Annotated in this window: 17 protein-coding genes and 1 pseudogene; 7 read left to right on the plus strand and 11 right to left on the minus strand. The window is 51.1% G+C overall.

The genetic code is table 11. The annotated features are described in order from the left end of the window. The first annotated feature begins 117 nt into the window (after window positions 1–117). Window positions 118–810, plus strand: a complete 693-nt coding sequence (locus IE055_RS09825; RefSeq protein ID WP_189400356.1) for a transposase — start codon at window positions 118–120, stop codon at window positions 808–810. Between the two features lie 55 nt (window positions 811–865). Here the strand turns inward: IE055_RS09825 and IE055_RS09830 are convergent, their stop codons facing one another. The 6 genes from IE055_RS09830 to argH all read right to left on the minus strand — a co-directional run bounded on the left by IE055_RS09830 (window position 866) and on the right by argH (window position 7,681). Next, a complete protein-coding gene (locus IE055_RS09830) occupies window positions 866–3,364 on the minus strand; it encodes an ExeM/NucH family extracellular endonuclease (RefSeq protein WP_189400358.1) in 2,499 nt (832 codons plus the stop codon). A 112-nt stretch (window positions 3,365–3,476) separates the two neighbouring features. Then, window positions 3,477–4,259 carry an exodeoxyribonuclease III gene (gene xth, locus IE055_RS09835; RefSeq protein WP_189400360.1) on the minus strand — a complete coding sequence of 261 codons (783 nt, stop codon included), beginning with the start codon at window positions 4,257–4,259 and terminating at the stop codon, window positions 3,477–3,479. 19 nt (window positions 4,260–4,278) lie between these two features. After that, window positions 4,279–4,743 carry a glutaredoxin family protein gene (locus IE055_RS09840; RefSeq protein ID WP_189400362.1) on the minus strand — a complete coding sequence of 155 codons (465 nt, stop codon included), beginning with the start codon at window positions 4,741–4,743 and terminating at the stop codon, window positions 4,279–4,281. Window positions 4,744–4,803: 60 nt separating this feature from the next. Beyond that, on the minus strand, window positions 4,804–6,060 hold the full coding sequence (gene lysA, locus IE055_RS09845; protein WP_189400364.1) for a diaminopimelate decarboxylase: 1,257 nt from the start codon (window positions 6,058–6,060) through the stop codon (window positions 4,804–4,806). Window positions 6,061–6,119: 59 nt separating this feature from the next. Continuing rightward, on the minus strand, window positions 6,120–6,263 hold the full coding sequence (gene lptM, locus IE055_RS09850) for an LPS translocon maturation chaperone LptM (RefSeq protein WP_189400366.1): 144 nt from the start codon (window positions 6,261–6,263) through the stop codon (window positions 6,120–6,122). Between the two features lie 17 nt (window positions 6,264–6,280). Then, window positions 6,281–7,681, minus strand: a complete 1,401-nt coding sequence (gene argH, locus IE055_RS09855) for an argininosuccinate lyase (RefSeq protein WP_189400368.1) — start codon at window positions 7,679–7,681, stop codon at window positions 6,281–6,283. Between the two features lie 188 nt (window positions 7,682–7,869). On the opposite strand from argH, the pseudogene hemC reads away from it, so the two are divergent. The 5 genes and pseudogenes from hemC to mutM all read left to right on the plus strand — a co-directional run. Then, window positions 7,870–8,793 (plus strand): annotated as a pseudogene (hemC, locus tag IE055_RS17965) (hydroxymethylbilane synthase); the annotation flags it as partial. A gap of 9 nt (window positions 8,794–8,802) precedes the next feature. Beyond that, window positions 8,803–9,561: a uroporphyrinogen-III synthase gene (locus tag IE055_RS17970; protein WP_268244542.1), complete on the plus strand. Its 759-nt coding sequence runs from the start codon at window positions 8,803–8,805 to the stop codon at window positions 9,559–9,561. A gap of 105 nt (window positions 9,562–9,666) precedes the next feature. Beyond that, entirely contained in the window at window positions 9,667–10,986 is a 1,320-nt protein-coding gene (locus IE055_RS09865) for a uroporphyrinogen-III C-methyltransferase (protein ID WP_189400372.1), read from the plus strand. A gap of 2 nt (window positions 10,987–10,988) precedes the next feature. Next, a complete protein-coding gene (locus tag IE055_RS09870) occupies window positions 10,989–12,242 on the plus strand; it encodes a heme biosynthesis protein HemY (RefSeq protein ID WP_189400374.1) in 1,254 nt (417 codons plus the stop codon). Continuing rightward, entirely contained in the window at window positions 12,243–13,055 is an 813-nt protein-coding gene (gene mutM, locus IE055_RS09875) for a bifunctional DNA-formamidopyrimidine glycosylase/DNA-(apurinic or apyrimidinic site) lyase (RefSeq protein WP_189400376.1), read from the plus strand. Between the two features lie 18 nt (window positions 13,056–13,073). On the opposite strand, the gene IE055_RS09880 is transcribed toward mutM, so the two are convergent. Beyond that, window positions 13,074–14,198 carry an aminotransferase class V-fold PLP-dependent enzyme gene (locus tag IE055_RS09880; protein WP_189400378.1) on the minus strand — a complete coding sequence of 375 codons (1,125 nt, stop codon included), beginning with the start codon at window positions 14,196–14,198 and terminating at the stop codon, window positions 13,074–13,076. Next, complete coding sequence (locus IE055_RS09885) at window positions 14,191–15,378, minus strand: PrnB family protein (protein WP_189400380.1); 1,188 nt, start codon at window positions 15,376–15,378, stop codon at window positions 14,191–14,193. The genes IE055_RS09880 and IE055_RS09885 overlap by 8 nt, the downstream gene beginning before the upstream one ends. A 145-nt stretch (window positions 15,379–15,523) precedes the next feature. Between IE055_RS09885 and IE055_RS09890 the strand changes: the two genes are divergently transcribed. Continuing rightward, window positions 15,524–17,686 carry a S9 family peptidase gene (locus IE055_RS09890; protein ID WP_189400382.1) on the plus strand — a complete coding sequence of 721 codons (2,163 nt, stop codon included), beginning with the start codon at window positions 15,524–15,526 and terminating at the stop codon, window positions 17,684–17,686. Window positions 17,687–17,746: 60 nt separating this feature from the next. Here the strand turns inward: IE055_RS09890 and IE055_RS09895 are convergent, their stop codons facing one another. From IE055_RS09895 to rpoH, 3 genes are all read right to left on the minus strand, one after another. Further along, window positions 17,747–17,977, minus strand: a complete 231-nt coding sequence (locus tag IE055_RS09895) for a hypothetical protein (protein WP_189400384.1) — start codon at window positions 17,975–17,977, stop codon at window positions 17,747–17,749. Between the two features lie 8 nt (window positions 17,978–17,985). Then, a complete protein-coding gene (gene gor, locus IE055_RS09900) occupies window positions 17,986–19,338 on the minus strand; it encodes a glutathione-disulfide reductase (protein ID WP_189400386.1) in 1,353 nt (450 codons plus the stop codon). Between the two features lie 121 nt (window positions 19,339–19,459). Next, window positions 19,460–20,317 (minus strand): RNA polymerase sigma factor RpoH, encoded by an 858-nt coding sequence (rpoH, locus tag IE055_RS09905; protein WP_189400387.1) that lies wholly within the window; start codon window positions 20,315–20,317, stop codon window positions 19,460–19,462. Window positions 20,318–20,611: the final 294 nt, after the last annotated feature.

Here is a 20,611-nt window from a genome sequence, read left to right on the forward strand (position 1 = left end):
TTCTGAGTCGAATATCGACTTGTCAAAGAAGATGGGAGGTATTCATCACAGTAGAGCCGATTTAATTATTGAGTTAGGCCGGCAAAGACAAATTGCAAAATCGAAAAGGAGTTCGATATGCCTAGATTACCAAGACTGGATGCGCCCGGTGTGGCGCAGCACGTGATACAGCGTGGCAATAATCGTCAAATATGTTTTGGCGCGGATGAGGATTTTGCGGCGTATGCTGCGTGGTTGAGGGAATACGCGAGTAAGTATCAGGTTGATATACACGCTTGGGTTTTTATGACCAATCACGTGCATTTGCTGTTGACGGCACATCAGCCTATGGGTGTGTCGAAACTGATGCAGTCGCTGGGCCGCAAATACGTTCAATATTTTAATTTTAAGTACCGACGGACGGGCACTTTATGGGAAGGCCGGTTTCGCTCCTGTTTGGTCGAATCAGAGAGCTATGTTTTGGCGTGTTATCGATACATCGAATTGAATCCGGTTAGGGCACGTATGGTGGAGAACCCAAAGGATTATCGTTGGTCCAGCTATGCTACTAATGCCATGGGATTGAGTTCATCCCTACAGACACCGCATCCGAGTTACTTAGCGTTAGGCGATTCAGTTAGTCTAAGATTGGATCGATACCGAGATTTGTTTGCTCACCAGTTGGATGCAGAGGTTTTGAAGGATATTCGTCTTACTACCCAGAAAGGCCTGGTGTTAGGGACAGAAGCCTTTCAGTCTCAGATGGCTGAGCTGCTTGACCGAGATGTTAAGCATCGGCCACAGGGTAGGCCTAGGGAAAAACGGCTCTGACCCATTTTTACCGTCACGTGGCCACTACCTTGTGGCCACGCGCACTGCTATCAATTTACAAACAGAACGTTACAACGCTGCCACTCGCTGTTGGCACAACGTAGCAAGTCTCCGTTGCTGCGAAGTTCAAACTGACGATGACGGGGTCATGATCTGAGGCACGGAATGCATTGGGCGCAAAATAACCCGCAGGGTTAAAGTCTTCATCGTAGTCAATCACTCTGGGTTCATCGGCGTTGATATGCCATTGTGTTACACCGCCGACTTGAGACACGAGAGAGCTGGAGGCTAAGGCGTGATCGAGTGAACCAAACATACCGTCAAACGCGTATGAGTAAGAAGTGTCTCCGAGTTTTTGTTTGATCAGGTCTGTATAACCTTTACTGGCGAGTGCCAGCATTGGGTCTTCCTGAGCATACGCGTTCAAATCTCCCAAAATCAGAATGTCAGGATCATTCACACCGGTGGGGTTGGTGGCGAGCCAATCTGCCAAATCATTAGCCGCTTCTACTCGACGTGCGTTCCAAGAACCTTGGCCATCGCCCTGGTCATCATTGCCGTTACCAACTGGCGAGTTTGGCGCGCCTTTGGATTTGAAATGGTTTACCACGGCAGTAAAGACCTCGTTAGACGCAAGGTCTCGAAAGCTTGCTGCCAGCGGTTGTCGTGAGCGTCCATTGTCGCTGATCGATTGTGAGAATGCGCCGGTATTTAAGGTCGCCGCAGTACCGACCGGTGTTACCTTGGCGGGTTTATAAATGAAGCCAACCGTAATCAGGTCATCTCCTAGACCGGGTGTTGCACCTTCATTCACCGGGAGTACGCTATACAGTGTGGAACCGGCATCTGCATTCAATGCATCTACCAGCGACTGAATTGCACTGCCAGCACCGAAGCCATTGTTCTCGATTTCGATCAAGCCAATGACGTCCGCATTCATGCTGTTAATGGCTGCTACCAATTTACTTTCTTGGCGTATGAACTCGCTGCTTGAATCTGCGCCGCGGCAATAGTTTTGAACTACAGGTCCACACGACTTGCTACCGTTGTCGATCGTGGTGAAGTAGTTGAGCACGTTGAAGCTTGCAATTCGAACTGTGCCTTCTAGGGGGGCAGGTGATCCTGTGCGATTGTTGATGGCAGTGAACACTGGCGCTTGGGTCGGATGCAAGCGGTAGTCGTTGCCAGCCGGATTGTTTGAATTAATACGCCCGTAGTCGAGTACGCCAACCAGATTGGATACTTGATCGCCCGCCCGAATCACCGCTACAGGGTTTTTGCCAAGATACGGTACGGTGTCTGGGTTTTGGTCGTCACTTCCATCATCCAAAATTAAAAGTCGTCGTTGGTTTTCATCCGCTAAGGTAAGCGCCTCAGGAGAGCTTGCTGGGAACATATTGGTTGGCTGGAAGAGTCTTCCGGCATTGCCTGCGTCATCGGGTGACGCCAGCGTCATCTGCCCATAGCGCCCAAGAAAATAACTCTGACTGACGGTCATCGGTGTGGTGATCTCAACCAGCATGCCTTCGTACTGCTCGAGATCGCCGTCTGTCGTTTCTGGCAATGCCACTGGCGCTGGTGTTGGCAGTGAATTACCGGATGAGTTAACCGTGGTGTTGGTCGAATCTGTAAGCTCGGTCAAGCCATAGAATTCAGCGACTGTGGCACTGATTGTGATGTTGTCGCCGACCGACACAGTTGCATTGGGCTCATAGACATAAATGCCATCGGAGGTTGATGCATCGCCATCGCCAGTAACGTCTTGAAGGAAATATCCGTTTGGCTGCCCATTGCGCATCATAATACTGGTAACGATTCCGCTGGTTGTAACCTCGGTTCCAGTCAATGGGCTAGCGTCACTTGCGGATTGGATTTCAGGTATGGTTCTGCTGACTGGGTCTGGATCCGGGTCCACTGGGTCACCGCCACAATCGTTTTCGGCTCCCGGTGTGTCTTGGGAGTTGGGTGCGGTATTATCTTCGTTACCGATCACCCAATCGGATTCACATTTAAAAATATGGTATGGCGCCTTGCTGCCGTTTGGACCAACGACCGTTGTGCTGTATATTTGCTCTCCGCTATCGCTGATCTTCAGGCCGACTGATTCGACGACAGTGCTCCACGGCGTGGTGTCGAGCGTGCCATCATCATTGCTATCTAAGTCGTCGCCGTTGCTACCTGTAAATCCTGAAACTAATAAATGTGTGACGTTGTCGTTGTTTTCAAAGCTGATGCTTGGCACGTGGAAATCACTGGTGACTGTGCCGCCGAGTAATGTAACCGTTTTAGAAAATACGAAAATACCGTCGGCAGGAATCGTTTGTGCAGACAGATTTATAACTGATTCAATAACGCCATTATTGCCGCCCGATCCGTCGCCAATAACCAGATACGTCAAGTTTGCTAGTGATTCGTTCGGAGAGCCGACAAGCTCGACATATTCGTCATCATCGGTGCCAGGGTCATCGACACGAAGTTCACTAATTGAAGCAGCAAATATATTCGCTGACGCGAGTGCCATCTGGATGGCAAAAAGCGAGACTATTTTTTTCATGGGGAGGTGGGGTAGTAGATCAAAAGCCTAAAGGTTAGGTCGACAAAATGTCAGCAAGATGACAATTCTGCCTTCGAACGCCGGACCCCATTGCCCGACTGATACTGCACGGCTAAGCGCTGTAGTGCGCAACGACCGGCGTGTGGTCGGAAGGTCGCTCAAGTTTACGCGGTGCTTCGTCGATCCAGCTATCCTGCGCCGCGAGTAACATGTTGGCAGAGCTTAGAACTAGGTCAATGCGTAAGCCTTCGTTGGCGTTGTAGCCTGCGCCGCGATAATCCCACCATGAAAACTTACTGCCTTCATCGTGGAACTGTCGAAAGGTGTCGTATAGACCTTCGCTCATGAGTTTTTGCAGCATCAGGCGTTCAGTGTCTGAGCAGTGAATTTTGCCCTCCCAGCGCTTTGGGTCATGCACATCAATATTGCCAGGCGTGATATTAAAATCACCAACCAGTACCGTATTCTCGTGTTTGTTTAAGGTCGTTCGCATGGCCTGTTGCAAGGCCGCGAACCATTGACGTTTATAGACAAATTTATCGGAGTCGAGCGCCTGTCCATTGGGTACATAGACATTGACGATCCGAAGGTGTTTGCCATTTAACCATGGAACGCTGGCCGCAATGTAGCGGCGCATTGGGTCGTCGAAATTTGGCAGGTCGGTTACCACATCGGCTAATTCGTGCTTACTCAGAATCGCAACGCCGTTGTAGGTTTTTTGCCCGGTGGCGGCACTGTGGTATCCGAGTGATTTGAATTGGTCGGCAGGGAACTCAGTGTCTGGCATCTTGAGCTCTTGCAGGCATAATAAGTCAGGTTGATTCGCTTGCAACCAGTCACAGACGTGTTGCATGCGAACTCGCAGCGAGTTCACATTCCAGGAGGCTATTTTCATAATGCGGTAGCCGATTGGCTTATTCGGTGACTTCGTAACCTGCGTCGATAACAGATTGCTTTAAATCCGCCTCGGACGGGGCCTGTAATACCTGGTCGCCGATCAAAATGGTTGGTGCGATTAAGCTCGAGGTCTTTTCTAAGATTAGGCTCTGTGCTTCACGATCATCGTTCAAGGGCAGCTCGACATGCGGAACACCCATCTTCATCAGATTTAGTACGACTTGTGCACAAGGCGCACAACTGTCAACCGTGTACACTTTAATTGTCGGTTGGTTTCCTGTTGCCGTTGCTGCGTTGGATTTACCTTGTGCCACCGTCTTCTCTTCAAGCAGCTTGCCGCTTTCTGGTGGTGGTTGATCCTGATAGGAAATATTGCCTTGCGCATCAACCCATTTATAGAGCTTTTGCGCGCCTGCTGAGGTGCTGATCAGAGTCGTGAGTAGGGCGACACTGACCACGCGAATGTAATTGGATAGTTTCATGCAATATCAATAACTTATTTCGTTAAAAAATACCAGCATTCGGTGTCGGAATGCGTAAACTTAATCCGGCAGTTGGCGCTCGCCTTGAATCAATTGATCAAACGTTTCGCGGCGTCGAATTACATGGATTTGGTCTCCGTCAACCATCACTTCCGGCGGTCTGGTGCGAGAATTATAGTTGTTACTCATCGCAAAGCTGTAGGCGCCAGCTGAACAAACTGCCAAGAGATCACCGGATTGTAGCGCAAGTTCACGTTCATACCCCAGCACATCCGCTGACTCACAAACTGGCCCAACCACGTCGTAAGAGACTGGTTCGGCGCTCGAGTCGGTACGCACGGGAATGATTTCATGGTGTGCTTGATACAACGCTGGTCGCATTAGATCGTTCATGCCCGCGTCCACAATCGCGAAATTTTTGCTGGTGTTGTGTTTGGTATATTCCACCGTGGTAAGCATGACCCCAGAGTTGCCGGCGATATACCGGCCTGGTTCAATCGCGATGGGTAGATCAATCCCGTGTGCGGCCACGCCAGCTATCATTGCTTGCACATATTCGTCTGCCGCTGGTGGGGTCTCGCCTTGGTAATTGATACCCAAGCCACCGCCAAGATCCAGCTGCTGAATCTGAATACCTGCCTGTGCGAGTCGTTTCACCATATTAAGTACAATTTCCAGCGCGTCGGTGAAGGGGCTGGTTTTGGTGATTTGCGAACCGATATGACACGCGATCCCATGCACCTCAATGTTGGGCATGGTATGAGCCAGTTTATAGGCCTCGAACGCGGCTTCCATGGTGACGCCGAATTTCGCTTTTTCCATGCCGGTCGAAATATACGGATGTGTTTCCGGGTCGACGTCCGGATTGACTCGAATCGCAATGGACGCCGTGACACCGAGCGACGCGGCCACCGCCTGCAGTCGATGCAGTTCAGCGACCGATTCGATATTGATACTGCGCACGTTACTCTTGAGTGCAAACTCGAGTTCGTGCACTGATTTTGCCACGCCGGAATACACCACCTTAGACGGATCACCGCCGGCCGCCAGAACGCGACGCAGTTCGCCTTCGGACACGATGTCAAACCCGGATCCCAGGCGCGCCAACAGATTTAAAATGGCGATATTGCTGTTCGCTTTAACGGCATAGCAAATGGTATGCGGGTAATCGCCAAAGGCATCGTCCAGTGCGCGCCATTGGTTTTCAATGGCCGCGCGTGAATAAACGTAGGCGGGCGTGCCGACTTGTTGTGCGACACGACTCAAGGGAACTTGCTCGGCGTAAAGCTCGCCAGCATGATAAGCAAAGAATGTCATGGTAGTAGCCTGCGGGTCAAAACGACGGCGTCCGTGCGTGCCATTTTTGGCTGGGTAAGTTATTTGGTTTCTTCGAGCTCTTTTTCTTGTGTTTCGACTTGCTCTGTAACCGGTTTGTCTACGATTAATGGGCCTTTTTGGCCGCAGGCAGTCACACCGGCAGCAAGTGCCAGCAACAAGAGTAGCGAAAATGATCTAGACATTGATAGTGTTCCCGTGGTTAATCAGTCTGAAGTCGAGTACGCGCCGCGTCGAGTGCTTCACGCACGCGGGCTGGCGCGGTACCACCAAAATGGGCGCGTGAGTTTATCGAGCCCTCGAGCGTGAGTACATCATACACATCATCTTGAATCATGGGTCCAAAAGATTGCAGTTCATTCAGGCTCAAGTCAGAGAGTGGTTTATTTTGCTCGATTGCATAATGCACGGTGTTGCCGACGATTTCATGAGCATCTCGAAACGGAACGTGCAAACGCACCAGATATTCCGCTAGATCGGTGGCGGTGGCGTAGCCCTTGAGTGCGGCCTGATACATGCGATCACGATTGAAGCGAATGCTTGGGATCATGGCGGCAAACACTTGTAGCGAGGCAAGTAGGGTATCCACCGTGTCAAAGATCGGTTCTTTATCTTCCTGGTTGTCGCGATTGTACGCCAGTGGCTGAGACTTCATCAGTACCAGCAAGGCGTGCAAATTTCCGATCACGCGCGCGCTCTTGCCACGGACAATTTCGGCAATGTCCGGGTTTTTCTTCTGCGGCATGATGCTCGAACCAGTACAGAAAGCGTCGCCGATCTCAATGAATTTATAGCTCTCTGAGGCCCAGAGAATGAGTTCCTCACACATGCGCGACAAATGCATCATGGCGAGGCTGGCTGCGGATGCGAATTCGATCAAAAAATCACGATCAGAGACTGCATCGAGGGAGTTGCGTGTTGGGCGATCAAATCCCAGTAGCTCGCAAGTCAGGTCACGATCCAGCGCAAAGCTGGTGCCAGCCAGCGCGGCAGAACCCAGCGGCATGACGTTAATCCGTTTGCGGCAATCGATCACGCGCTCGACATCTCTTTCGAGCATTTCATTCCATGCTAGCAGGTGGTGCGCTAGGCTGATGGGCTGCGCCACTTGCAGGTGTGTGAACCCGGGCATGATGGTGTCGACTTCGTTGTCCGCGAGTGTTACCAAGGCCAGTTGCAGTTGTTGGATCAGTTGTACCACCTGATCGCTCGCTTCACGCATGTACAGACGAATATCGGTGGCTACTTGATCATTGCGTGAGCGACCGGTATGCAGCTTTTTTCCGGCATCACCAATGTCCTCAGTCAAGCGCGCCTCGATGTTCATGTGCACGTCTTCTAGTTCGGTCAACCAGGTAAATGTGTCGGCCTCGATCTGTTCTTGAATACGAAGCAAGCCCTGCTCGATGTCCGCTGCTTCCTGGTCGGATAGCACGCCGATTTTTGCGAGCATCTGGCTGTGTGCAATTGAGCCTTGAATGTCCTGCCGATAAAGTCTGGCGTCGAAGCTGATGGACTCGGTAAAGGCTTCGACGAGTTCGTCGGTTGCTTCGGTAAAACGGCCGCCCCACGGCTTCTTGCCGGTGCGTTGTTGATTCGCCATGGCTTTAAATATCTAACTGATTTAGCCTGCGTGCATTGCGCAGCGTGAAATTCGTGGCGCCGATTATAGCGTGTCCCGGTGTCGCTGCCCAAGTTAGATTCCACAGAATTTCAAAAACGTGCCGCATCGATAATGCCATATGGTACAGTTACTTACCCCGTGAACTTAGCTCATAAGATAAAGACTCTATGAAAACGATTCGCATTGCGACTCGCAATAGTCCGCTTGCTATGTGGCAGGCGAACTACGTCAAAGAACAATTATTACAAGCGCATCAAGAGTTGATTGTAGACATCGTAGGAATGACCACCAAAGGAGATCAGCTGTTGGACCGCAGTCTGGTGACTGCCGGTGGTAAAGGGTTGTTTCTAAAAGAGCTTGAAGTCTCTCTGCTCGAACATAAGACGGATATTGCGGTGCATTCAATGAAAGATGTGCCAGTAGATTTGCCAAAAGGGCTGGAAATTTCTGTGGTCTGTGAGCGGGCAGATCCGCGTGATGCCGTGGTTTCGAATGACTATCAGAATCTGTATGCGCTGCCAAAGGGAGCACGGGTTGGCACCGCCAGTCTGCGTCGTGTGGCGCAACTTCGGAATGCATTTCCGGCGCTTGAGTTTGTGGAACTACGCGGCAATGTGAATACGCGGTTACAAAAACTCGATAACGGCGATTATGATGCCATTATCTTGGCAGCGGCAGGGTTGATTCGTCTTGGTTTGACGGATCGTATTCGGCAATATATCTCGCCGGAGCTGTGTCTGCCTGCCGTTGGTCAAGGGATCGTCGGCATTGAGTGTCGCTCCGATGACGACACCACCAAAAGTTTGCTTGCCCCCTTGCACAGTAAGCAGAGCGCGATATTTCTGGCAGCGGAACGCGCAATGAATGCCGCGCTTGAAGGTGGATGCCAGGTACCGGTCGCGGGATACGCTGAGTTGGAGTCCGGCAAAATTAAGCTGCGCGGCATGGTTGGAAAAACCGATGGCACGCAGGTGCTCGCGTCAACGCAATTTGGGAGCAATATTTCGGTCGGCGGTGCAGCAGAGCTGGGTCAGGTGGTGGCCAACGAATTGCTTAAACAAGGCGCCGGTGAAATTCTGGCAGATGTATACCGTCAGCCCATGGCATTGAATACCATTACCAAGCCAATTGTGTTGTTGACCAGACAGCATCGCTTTTTGGGTAACACGGCGGCGATACTACACCGTCTCGATTACCAGCCCACGCACGTACCGACTTTGAAAGTGGATGAAGTGCATGATTTGGCGGTGAAGCGGGTTCTGGAGCAGCTCGATACATTCACCGATGTTATTTTCGTGTCGCGTAATGCGGTCGAATTCGGGCTGCCCTTGATTGCTCAGTATGGCGGCATGCCGCCGATCGCGCGAGTGATGGCAGTTGGTGCAGAAACCGCTAAACAATTATACCGGCATGGCATTGATGCTCATTTTCCAGACCACGGCCAAGGTGCAGAAGCGTTGTTAAAGGTGGATACCATGCAAGACTTACGCGGCAGCCGCGTGTTGATCGTGCGTGGTGAGTTAGGGCTAGACTGGCCTGCCGAAGAAATGCGCAAACGTGGGGCGGAAGTGATTGAGGCAAAATGCTACCGACAATCACTGCCGTCTGCCAGTTCCAAACAATTGCACGAGATATTGGATCAGCGCAAGCCGATTGAAGGCGTGTTTGTGCACAGTCAGCAATCACTCATTCATCTAATTGAGTTGGCAGGCAGTGAGTCTGATCAATTATTGTCTTCAACACTGGTCGCTGGTAGTAACAAGATTGCTCAGCGGGCTAAAGAGTTCGGTTGGACCGGCGCGATCGAGGTCGCTGAATCACCGTCAAATAAGCATATGATGATCGCTTTTTCGCGCTAAGCAAGCCGCTGGGCGCGTAGTGCCGCGGGGCGTGGTGTGTTAGACTTTTTGTCTTGTGAAATAACCTACTGCTCGCATTGGCGGGGACAAATTTGGCGGTAAGTGATGAGTGATTCCAGCAAACCAGAATCAACGAAAGCGGTTTCCAGTAAACCGGCGAGCAAAAAAAGATCTAAACGCGCAGCCAGCAAGAATGCGGTGCGCACGACCACATCAGCTAAACCGGCATCAACCGATGTTACCGCTGCTGATGCCAATCAGCCTAACCCATCTCCGGAACAACTGTCTGCGTCCGCAGCGGCGCCGCGAGAGAAAGAATCTAGCGTCATGAATAATCCAACACCTCCTCAGTCCTCCGCCCCGGCGGCACCTGTTCAGCCAGCGAAATCGGGTGGAGGTCTGGCCACGGGATTAAGCGTGATCGCGATCTTGGTTTCTCTTGGTGCGCTTGGTGGCTCGGCTTATACCTGGTACGAAAACAATGTACAACGTGCCGAGCGTAATGCGCAGCTGGTGGTCGGTGTGGCTGAGATTCAAGGCGAAGTTAAACGAATTACGGACTCTGTGGCGCGCGTCCAAGCACAACAATCCAGTGTCGTGACTGAGCCTATGCTGACGGCGAAAATGTTGCAAGAGAGTACGCGTGTCGATAATGCGCTCAGAGAGTTGGATCAAGGGCAGTCGGCATTGACCGAAGCAATGACGCAAATTAATGCGTCACTGCAACAGGGGGTTAACAGCTATATCATTGACGAAGTCGGGCAGTTGCTGAAGTTGGCAAACAATAATGTGTTGTTCGCCGGTGACATTGATTCGGCTGTCAAAGCATTGACCTTGGCAGACAGTCAGCTAAAGCAATTAGCAGATCCCCGCTTTTCTGTCGTGCGACAAAAAATTAATCAGGAGATCGGCTTATTGAACAACGCAGAACAGGTTGATGTTGAGCAAATCACTGGCGAATTGCAGGCGATGGCAGCACGCATACCAGCGCTTAAGCTGGAAAATGAGCGGCCAAGCTTAGCGCCTGTGGTGATCGAACCTGAGTTGACAGAGGAGGAGAAAACCACCTTTCTTGGCGGCTTGCGTGAGTTTTGGGCTGATTTGGTGAATCGTTTCGATATTCAACGAATTGATCAGCCGCCTAAGCCGTTACTGGCGCCAGAGCAACGATATTTCCTGAACCAGAATCTGCAGCTGCAGTTAGCTAAAGCGGAATTGGCGGCATTGCAGGGTCGCAATACCGTGTATCAGGCTAGTTTGCAGAGTGCCGAGCAATGGCTCACCGAATACTTTGATATGAAGACGCCTGAAGTACAAGAGGTGCTGACGCAATTGAGATCCATGCAGGCGCAGAAAGTGCGCGTGGACTTGCCGCCGGTCACGGAGTCTTACACGCTCCTGCAAACAATTAAAGGCGGGCAATAGCCATGCGCAGTATTCTGGTGATTGCTTTGGCCTGTTTGGCCGCGTATGGCTTATTCCTGCTCGGAGGCGTGCAGCCAGGTAACTACGTCAAGATTTACGTTGGTGTGTACCTCTGGGAAATGAGCTTTGTTGAGTTTTTGGTATTCGTTTTCTTACTGTTCCTCGCTTGGCAGTTATTTTTCTGGTTGGTTAAGTCGGTTTGGCGGGCGCCGTCGTCATTTTCGGGCTGGCGTACCCGGCGAGCACACAAAAAAGCCGATGCCGCTTTGGGGTCTGGTTATTTGTCCCTGATTAAGGGGGACTGGAAACGCGCAGAAAAAAGCCTGGTGAGTAAAACCGATGCCAGTCGCGTGCCTTACGTGAACTACCTGGCGGCCGCACAAGCGGCGCAGGAGCAAGGGCGGCTGGTGACTCGGGATGAGTATCTAAATGCCGCCTACAAAGCAGCACCCAAAGAGCGGCTTGCTATTGGACTAACCAAAGCTCGTTTGCATCAATCTGCCGGGCAATGGGAGCAGGCAGCGGCTACCTTGGTTGACATTGCGGATATCGGTCAATCAAATGCACAATTTACCGCGATGCTGATGCAAACCCATCAGCAACTTGGTAACTGGGATAAAGCCATAGCCTTGTTGCCGGTCGCTCGTAAACAGCAGGCGTTGCCCGCCGAAGTGTTGGACAAAATTTATGATGACGCACACACTGCGAGCCTGCGAGCCGCGGCAGATAAAGATGCGGCGTGGAAAAATTTACCCAGAGAGCAGCGTAAACGTGTCGCCAATGTGGCGCTGTATGCCAGCCACTTAATTCACCAACGTGACGGTGCGACGGCTGAAAAGCTAATTCGAACCGCATTGAAGTCCGATTGGAGTGACGAGTTGGCGCATTTGTACGGGGATATCCCAAGTGAGAAGCCAGGTAAACTGCGTCGTGTGGTTGAAGGTTGGTTGATGGCGCGCCCAGAGAATGCCGAACTGAATCTGGCGGCGGGTCAATTCGCAATTCGAGAGAAAAATTTAGAGTTGGCAAAAGAGTACCTGCAGAAAGCCATTGAATTGGCTCAGTTGCCAAAAGCCTACGCCTTGTTGGGCGATGTGTATGAGTCCGCAAATGAGAGTGGCAAAGCGTTGCAGTTGTTTCGCGCTGGTATGCATCGGATGGCTAAGACCACCGATGCCGAATTGATTCAGGAAGTCACAGGTAGTAGCGCTGGTGAATTAATACTGGCCCCACAGCCCAATTCATCTAAGGACTAAATGCCAGAATTACCAGAGGTTGAGACTACACTGCGTGGAATAGCGCCGTATGTGGATGGTCAGACTCTAAATCAGGTTGTCGTTCGTAATGCCAGTTTGCGCTGGCCGGTGCCGGTCGATGAGGTCGCCGCGTTGGAGGGCTCTGAAGTTCTAAAGTTAAGTCGCCGTGCCAAGTACATTCTGATCCATTTTAAACAAGCCGTCCTTATGTTGCACTTGGGTATGTCGGGCAGCCTGCGTGTGGTGGATACGAGTTATCCAGCCGCAAAGCACGACCACATAGATTTGGTGTTCGGCACGCGTGCCATTCGATTTAACGATCCGCGTCGCTTTGGGTGTTGTCTTGTCATGCAGGAGCCGGTTCAGGCGCATAAGTTGATCGAGAACTTAGGTCCGGAGCCATTAGGTGAGTGTTTTGATGGGGACTACTTGTTTACACGGTCGCGCGGTAAGAGAGTCGCGGTCAAAAATTTCATCATGGATGGTCAGGTTGTGGTTGGGGTTGGCAATATTTATGCTAGCGAATCACTGTACGCTGCCGGTATTCGGCCGACCATCGCGGCGCAGCGCGTGAGTCGCGTGCGCTATCAGCGCCTCGCAGAGGAGATCAAACGTGTGCTAGCAAAGGCGATTGAAGCGGGCGGCACCACCCTAAATGATTTTACTCAAGTCGATGGTAAACCTGGCTATTTCCGACACGAGTTACAAGTTTATGGGCGAGCGGGCGAGTCATGTCATAAGTGTGGCGATGAGATCCAATCCAAGGTGATCGGCCAGCGTAACACGTTTTATTGTCGCCGTTGTCAGACCTAATTCTCCGCCAGCGAAGCCTTAGTTCAAATTAAGTGCCTGAATACAGGTCTCAATTTCATCAGTTTGGGTGTAAATATGCGGTGACATACGAATGCCATATTCCCGCGCATCAAACAAGACGCCCGATTTTTGCAGCTGTTGTGCAACACGTTCCTGTTGGTCAAACTTGATAACAAGCGTGCCGCCACGTTGGTTAGCGGACAGCGGGGACACTAATTGAGCTTGCGCGGGTAGCTCAGCCAGCAGCCTGTCACTGAGGACCAGATTATGGCGTCGGATATGCTCTACCCCGATTCGATTAATCAGCTGGATCGAGTTCGTGGCAATCACAAACGGCAGAACCGACGGCGTTCCGCCCCAAAAACGATTGCTCGAGGCGGCGTACTCGAAGTGGTTGATGTCAAATTCAAACGGATTGTCATGTGAAAACCAGCCCAAATCCAGTGGTTCTAGCTGAGATACCAGTTCCGATCGCACCCATAGATAGCCCGCGCCAGGACCGCCACACAGCCACTTGATACAGGACCCGATGACCGCATCCGCTTGCCAGCGTTGGAGGTCAATCGGTACGATGCCGGCTGACTGCGCAATATCCACAATGCTGATGGCGTCCTGCGCCCGCGCCAAGCGACAGATCTCTTGTACATTGACACGCCGATTAGTGTTGTAGTGTACGTGTGTGATGAAAACCGCGCACACGGTTTCGTCAATCGCATCAGCCCAATGGTTTAAGTCCAGCGGGTCTTGCTGTTTGTCGATCACGCGCAGGGTAAACCCGAGGTTTTGCATTTGTTGTAACACGAACCCGGCGGATGGAAAATCGTTGTCGGTCATTACGATGGTGCGCTTGGTGCTGTTTTTGGGTAGTGACGACACCAGTTTGGATAATGCGCTGGAAACGTTGGTCTGTGGACAGAACTCGCTGGCATCGGCGTTGAATAAGGCCGCTAAAGCAGACTTAAACGACTCGATTTCGTTTAGCCATTGAGGCCAAATAGATTCGGAACTGCTTTGCCAGCTGTCGTAAAAGTGTTGCTGTGCATAGGCCACCGCATTGCGTGGCATTTTACCGATTGAGTGGGCCAGCAGGTAAATATCGTCGGTGGTCGCAAACTCTGAGCTACAGTCTCTATGATCATGCATGGTCTACGGCCTCCCGCAATCGTTGCAAGTCGGCAAACCGCGTACTTAAACCATCGACATTCGCAGCGCTTCGTAGATCGCAGAGTTTCTTCAGTCCGCGCAGCATCACGTCTAACCGTGGGCCACTGGCGGTGAGGTCGGATTGTTGGTCCAGGCCGTCGCGATGTGCCGGGTGTTCTATAAAGCGCGCAATCAAAAGCTCGTGGTGTTGGATCGCGGTTTCGCCATGCAGAGCGCACACATCTAAAAATGCTTTGGCATTGCGTTGAAACCATGCTGCGCGCGTTGCCTCAGGGTCGTCGAGTGCCATCAGGAACGCATCCAATAGACTGCGGCGACGCATACAATCACGCAGAATGAGTTGATCATCTGGCCGCATAAATAAAAATTTATCGACCAGCAGTTGGGAGTAATAAGGGTCATCTGCACGACACAGTCCGAGCAGTAAATCGATCACATTAATGCCGGCAAAATCGCCCGCATTGGCACCGCGATATTCGTGTAAGCCGACACGATGGGGTTTGTAATATGGGCGCACCGCATAGAAGAATCGATCGACATCAAGGGTATCAAACAATGCACGATTATTTGCGATCACCTGTTTAAGGTCAGCCTGTGCGGCGAGCAGCAGATCGTGTGTCACGGGATGGCTAATACCCAATGGCAAAGAGTGCAATAAGGCTTCGGATGCGCGGATAAACGCAAATACGCCGCGTGTGTTGTACTCCAGAAACAGGTGTTCGTCCGGTAAGTTGGTAAACGATTTATAGTTACCGTTCAGCGCTCGATTATGTGTTTCTAAATGTGCGGAAGCAAAACGAGGTATTACGCCAAGTGATGCACCGAGCTGCATAGCAAGCGCCGACGCGTCGGTTAGAGGAGAACGTCTTTCGCGGGACGGTTCTGTCAGGTCGTGCCGTCGACACGCGGCCATAAAAAAGCCTACATTGCCCAATAAATCAAAGCCATTGTCAAATCCTTCGTCGGTATTGCCTTCATGCAGTAGCGCACGGATGTGCAGGTTGCCTTCGTCTAGCAGAGTCTGTTTGGTTTTTTCGCCAACACCGACGATGGTGTCTCGGCAACCAGCTTCTTGGTAGGCCAGCTCAAGCTCGGTATTAAGCTGTTTGAAATCGTTTCGAATCCAGTGATCGAACTTGCGAGAGTTGTCAGTGCGCATGATGGTCTATTCGTTATGTGGTGGCAGCATCATAGCAGTGCCTTACGACGCGTGCACCTGCAGCGTTGTTGGGCAAAAATTTTTATGCCAGCGTGGTTCTCCTTGAGGTATTCTTGTTGCCTTTCCCATCAACACGGTTACCATTATGCGCTTATCAAGACTTCTGTTGCTGCCCGTTATGGGGTTGGCAGCCTGCGCCACGACGAATCACTACCCTATGTCCGAATCAGAATACACGCGAATAAAACAATTGCCGATTGCGGCCCCGCAAGCGCCCCAGATACCGTATGAAGCTCAGCACCACGGGCGAACCTTGACGGATCATTATCATTGGTTGAAAGATCAGGGCTACCCAGAGGTGAACGATGAACCGGTGCTGGACTATTTGAAACAAGAGAATGCGTATTACCAGTCATTTTTAGAACCGCACCGGACCTTTGTCGACACCATTTTCGAAGAGTTTAAGGGCCGCACGGATGAAGAAGAAACTTCAGTGCCTTATGTGGACAACGGTTACGAATATCGCTGGTTTTTTCGTCCCGGTGAAGAGTACCGAACGCGCAGTCGTACCAATTTGAAAACTGGCGAAGAGGCGATTTTTCTAGATGAAACCGAACTGGCGAAAGGGCATGACTACTTTGTGCTTGGTGGTTGGGAAATCAGCCCAGACAATCGTTATTTAGCGTATTCAGTCGACACCGCCGGCGACGAGCGTTATGAGGTCCGGGTCAAAGACTTACACACTGGTGAAATGTTGACCGATGTTTTGAGCGACGTACAGGGCGGCATTACCTTTAGTGCGGATGGAAAATCATTAGTTTATGCGTTGCTTGAGAAAGACAAGTGGCTGGCTAAGAATATTAAGGTCCATAAGTTGGGCACACCGCAGGATCAAGACACGACCTTGTATTACGAAAGCGATGATGGTTTTTTTATTGGTTTTGGCAAGACCAGCAGTCGTGAGTTTCTGTTGGTGGTTTCTTCTCAAGGTGAAGTGCAAGAGACCTATGTTATTCCGGCTGATTTATCCGGCAAGTTGGTGCAAATCACCGCACGCGAGCAGGGTTTCACGCAATCGGTTGATCACGCACATGGCAAGTTTTATATCTTGGCGAATGACACGCATAAGAATTTTCGTCTTGCTAGTGTGAGTGATTCCAACCCGGAATACGCGAATTGGCGAACTATCCAGGATGGCAGTGACGATGTCTATCTCATGGGTCTGCAAACCTTTGATGAGTTTATTGCCATCAAGTCGCGTGATCTTGGGCTGGAGAAAATCCATATTCGTGGTTATGACGGCGCTTCACGTGAAGTGGCGTTCCCAGAATCTGTTTTTGCTGCTGATATCGGCGTGAATCCTGAGTTTACGCAGTCGCATCTTCGAATCGATTACGAGTCGATGATTACGCCCGCAACGGTGTTTGATTATGATCTAACAAGTCAGGCGCTTTCGACTCGAAAGGTGCAGAAGATCCCATCTGGTTACGATAAGAACCAGTATCAGACAGAGCGTGTCATGATCACCGCGCGTGATGGCGTTAAAGTACCGGTCACATTGGTCTACAAAGATGGTTTCAAGCGCGATGGTAGTCACCCAATGTGGCTGTACGGCTATGGTGCGTATTCAGCGACAGTAACACCGAGTTTCTCGACCGGACGTTTAAGTGCGCTGGACCGAGGTTTTGTTTACGCTGTGGCTCACGTGCGCGGCGGCTCTATGATGGGCTATCAGTGGTATCTGGATGGAAAGCTCAAAAAGCGGACCAATACCTTCAATGACTTTGTGGACGTGGCGCGCGGTCTGATCGAACTTGATTACACTTCTGCGGGGAACATCTCCGTTTCCGGGCGCAGCGCTGGTGGTGAATTGATGGGCGCGGTGACCATTCAAGCGCCAGAGTTGTGGCGTTCGGTCAACCTAGGCGTTCCTTTTGTGGATGTGTTGAATACGATGTTGGATGCCTCACTGCCACTCACACCACCGGAGTGGAAAGAGTGGGGTAATCCAATTGAAAGTGCCGAAGATTATGATCTGATCGCCAGCTATTCGCCATACGATAATATTGCAGCGAGCGATTACCCGCCGATGTTTGTCAGTGGCGGACTCAATGATCCGCGCGTGACGTATTGGGAGCCTGCCAAGTGGACTGCACGTATGCGCGAACTAAAAACCGATGACAATTTGTTGGTGATGCGCATTAACATGGGGGCAGGGCATTTTTCAAACAGTGGTCGTTACGGTCGATTAAAAGACTATGCTGAGGAATATGCGTTTATGTTCCTAGCGCACGGGATTAAGGAGTAACACCATAATGCAGCTGGCACGGTGTTGGATGCCGTGCCAGCGATGCAATTTTGTAAGCCTTTAGAAGGCCCCGAACGGCTTCCAGTCAAAGGCGATGGATATCCCAAGATAGGCGCTGCAAAACACCAAGCCGATACCCCAAACTAACATCCAAAGCTGCTTGCCCTTGTGGCCCATCACGCTCAACACCACACCGATCAACACGCCCAATACAGCGGTTAACAGTAGCATATCGTTGCTGGCATTCACCGCCAGCTGCTCTGGTGGAATTTCACCTTCTCGATAACGCATACCAGCCTCTAATCTGCGTCCTTGGTGCGCATGGTGCAGAACTCCTCAGCCATGCTCGGATGAATCCCGACAGTGGCGTCGAAGTCAGCTTTGCGGGCACCAGCCTTGATTGCAATTGCTATGCCTTGCATGATCTCTGCCGCTTCTGGCCCAACCATATGTGCGCCGATAACTTTGTCGGATGCGGCGTCCACCACCAGCTTCATGAGCACGCGTTCGGTGTTGTCGGTCAGCGTATGTTTGAGTGAGCGAAAACTGGAGGTATAGGTGTCGACGTGTTCGAATTCGGCGCGTGCGTCTTGCTCGGTGTAGCCAACCGTTGCCACAGACGGTTGTGAAAAGACGGCTGAGGGGACGAGGTTATGATCCGCCAAGCGGGGTTTGTCGCCGAAGACGGTATCCGCGAAGGCATGGCCTTCCATGGTAGCAACGGGCGTGAGCGCGATCCGGTCTGTCACGTCTCCGACGGCATAAATGGAATCCACATTCGTTTTTGAATGTTCGTCTACAAGGATCTGTCCACTCGTACCCAGCTCAACGCCGGCAGATACGAGATTAAGATTGGCAGTATTTGGTGAGCGGCCGGTTGCAAATAAAACGCAATCCACCGCAATTCGATCACCATTAGCGTAGGTCACCAGTTTGCGACCATCATCGACTAATTCGATGCGTTCTACGTGCTCGTTCAGTCGAAGGTTAATACCTTTTTTGGTGATTTCATCGGCCAGATGAGTCCGCACCGCATCGTCAAAACCGCGTAGAATTTGTGGTCCCCGATAAACCAGCGTGGTGTCCGTGCCGAGACCATTGAAAATGCCGGCAAACTCGACGGCAATATAGCCGCCACCGATCACGATCGCGGTGTTCGGTTGTTCCTCTAGATGGAAAACTTCATTCGAGGTGATCGCGAGTTCCACGCCTGGGATCGGTGGTAGAAACGGTGTGCCGCCGGTTGCGATTAAAATCTTGTCCGCGCGCAATGATTGATCGTTTATGCTCACCGTATGTGCGTCAACCAGTGACGCGCTGCCGTGAAACATCTCTACGCCAGCGTTCGTCAACAGCTTTTCATAGATGCCATTGAGGCGATCGATTTCCTGGTCTTTATTGGTGATCAGCGTTGGCCAGTCGAACCCATTAACACGCGTGTCCCAACCGTAGGTTCGGCTGTCTTCGAAGTCTTCGGCGAAGTGCGCAGCGTAAACCATCAGCTTTTTCGGCACACAGCCACGGATAACGCAGGTGCCGCCGTAGCGATACTCCTCACAGATGGCGACTTTGGCACCGTGTCCGGCCGCAATTCGGGCTGCTCGAACACCGCCTGAACCGCCACCAATAACCACTAAGTCATATTGTTTCATTCTTAACTCTTTTTTTTGCAGATGTCTGCGTTACTCGTTGGCAGGATCATAGTGTACAAAAAAAGAGCCCTTTCTTGCGAAAGGGCTCGATTGTCTAGTGTTTCGCGATACTGAAAGGTGTTTAGGCGGCTAGCTGACCCTTCATTTTCTGCATCGCGCGCTTCTCAATTTGACGAATGCGCTCCGCGGATACATTGTACTCCGCTGCTAATTCATGCAAAGTCGCTTTGCTCTCGCTCAACCAGCGGCGTTGCAGGATGTCTTTACTGCGGTCGTCTAAGTCCTCAATAGCGGCGTACAGAGAGTCACGATTGTTATCGCTGGTTTCTGTCTTCATCACGAGCTCTTCAGGATTGTAACGCATGTCTGGAAGGTACGCAGACGGACTGGTTGTGAACTCATCATCGTCGCTCTCTTGACCGTCAAAAGCCACGTCATTAGAGGTTAGGCGCTGTTCCATCTCTCTGACAGTTTTAACGGGGACATCAAGGTCCGAGGCTAAATCTTGCGTTTCTTGTTCGGTCAGCGCGCTGAGCGATTTGCGTGACTTCCTTAAATTAAAGAATAGCTTTCGCTGAGCCTTGGTTGTCGCGACCTTAACAATTTTCCAATTCTTGAGTACATACTCGTAAATTTCAGCTTTGATCCAGTGTACTGCGTAAGACACTAAGCGAATGCCGCGATCCGGGTCGAAATTCTTTACTGCTTTCATTAGGCCTATATTGCCTTCTTGAATCAGGTCCGCCACTGGCAGGCCATAGCCTGTAAAGCTTTTGGCCACATGAATAACGTGACGCAGCTGTGATACCACCAGCTGACGAGCCGCATCCACATCGTCGTTATCACGGTATTGCCGCGCCAAACGAGCTTCTGTTTCTGCAGTCAAAACCGGTGCGCTATTAGCGACTTGCAAGAAGCTCGCTAAATTCGTGTCCTGTGGTAATGAAACAGGATTTGCAGTGGTTTTGGTTTTTGCCATTCAGTTTTCTCCGTATACTCATTAGAGCTAGTCTGACGACCTCCTATATAAAGCGAGATCCGCCTTGATTGCTCAATATTAGCACTCTGACTTATGGAGTGCTAATAAATTTATTTTCTGTAAAAAGCAGAATTATTAATAACCTCAGGTTATTGAAATTTCCTATTCAACAATTAATGGGGATAACATCGGCTATTTCAAGGCTGCCTTACCAAATTGTCATCTCGCGTCCAGTGTCGTAAGTTCGTTATTTGTTGGATAGGCTGAACAGCACGAAAATTGGCTGTCGGCAAG

This window comes from Arenicella chitinivorans (assembly GCF_014651515.1).
Lineage (GTDB): Bacteria > Pseudomonadota > Gammaproteobacteria > Arenicellales > Arenicellaceae > Arenicella > Arenicella chitinivorans.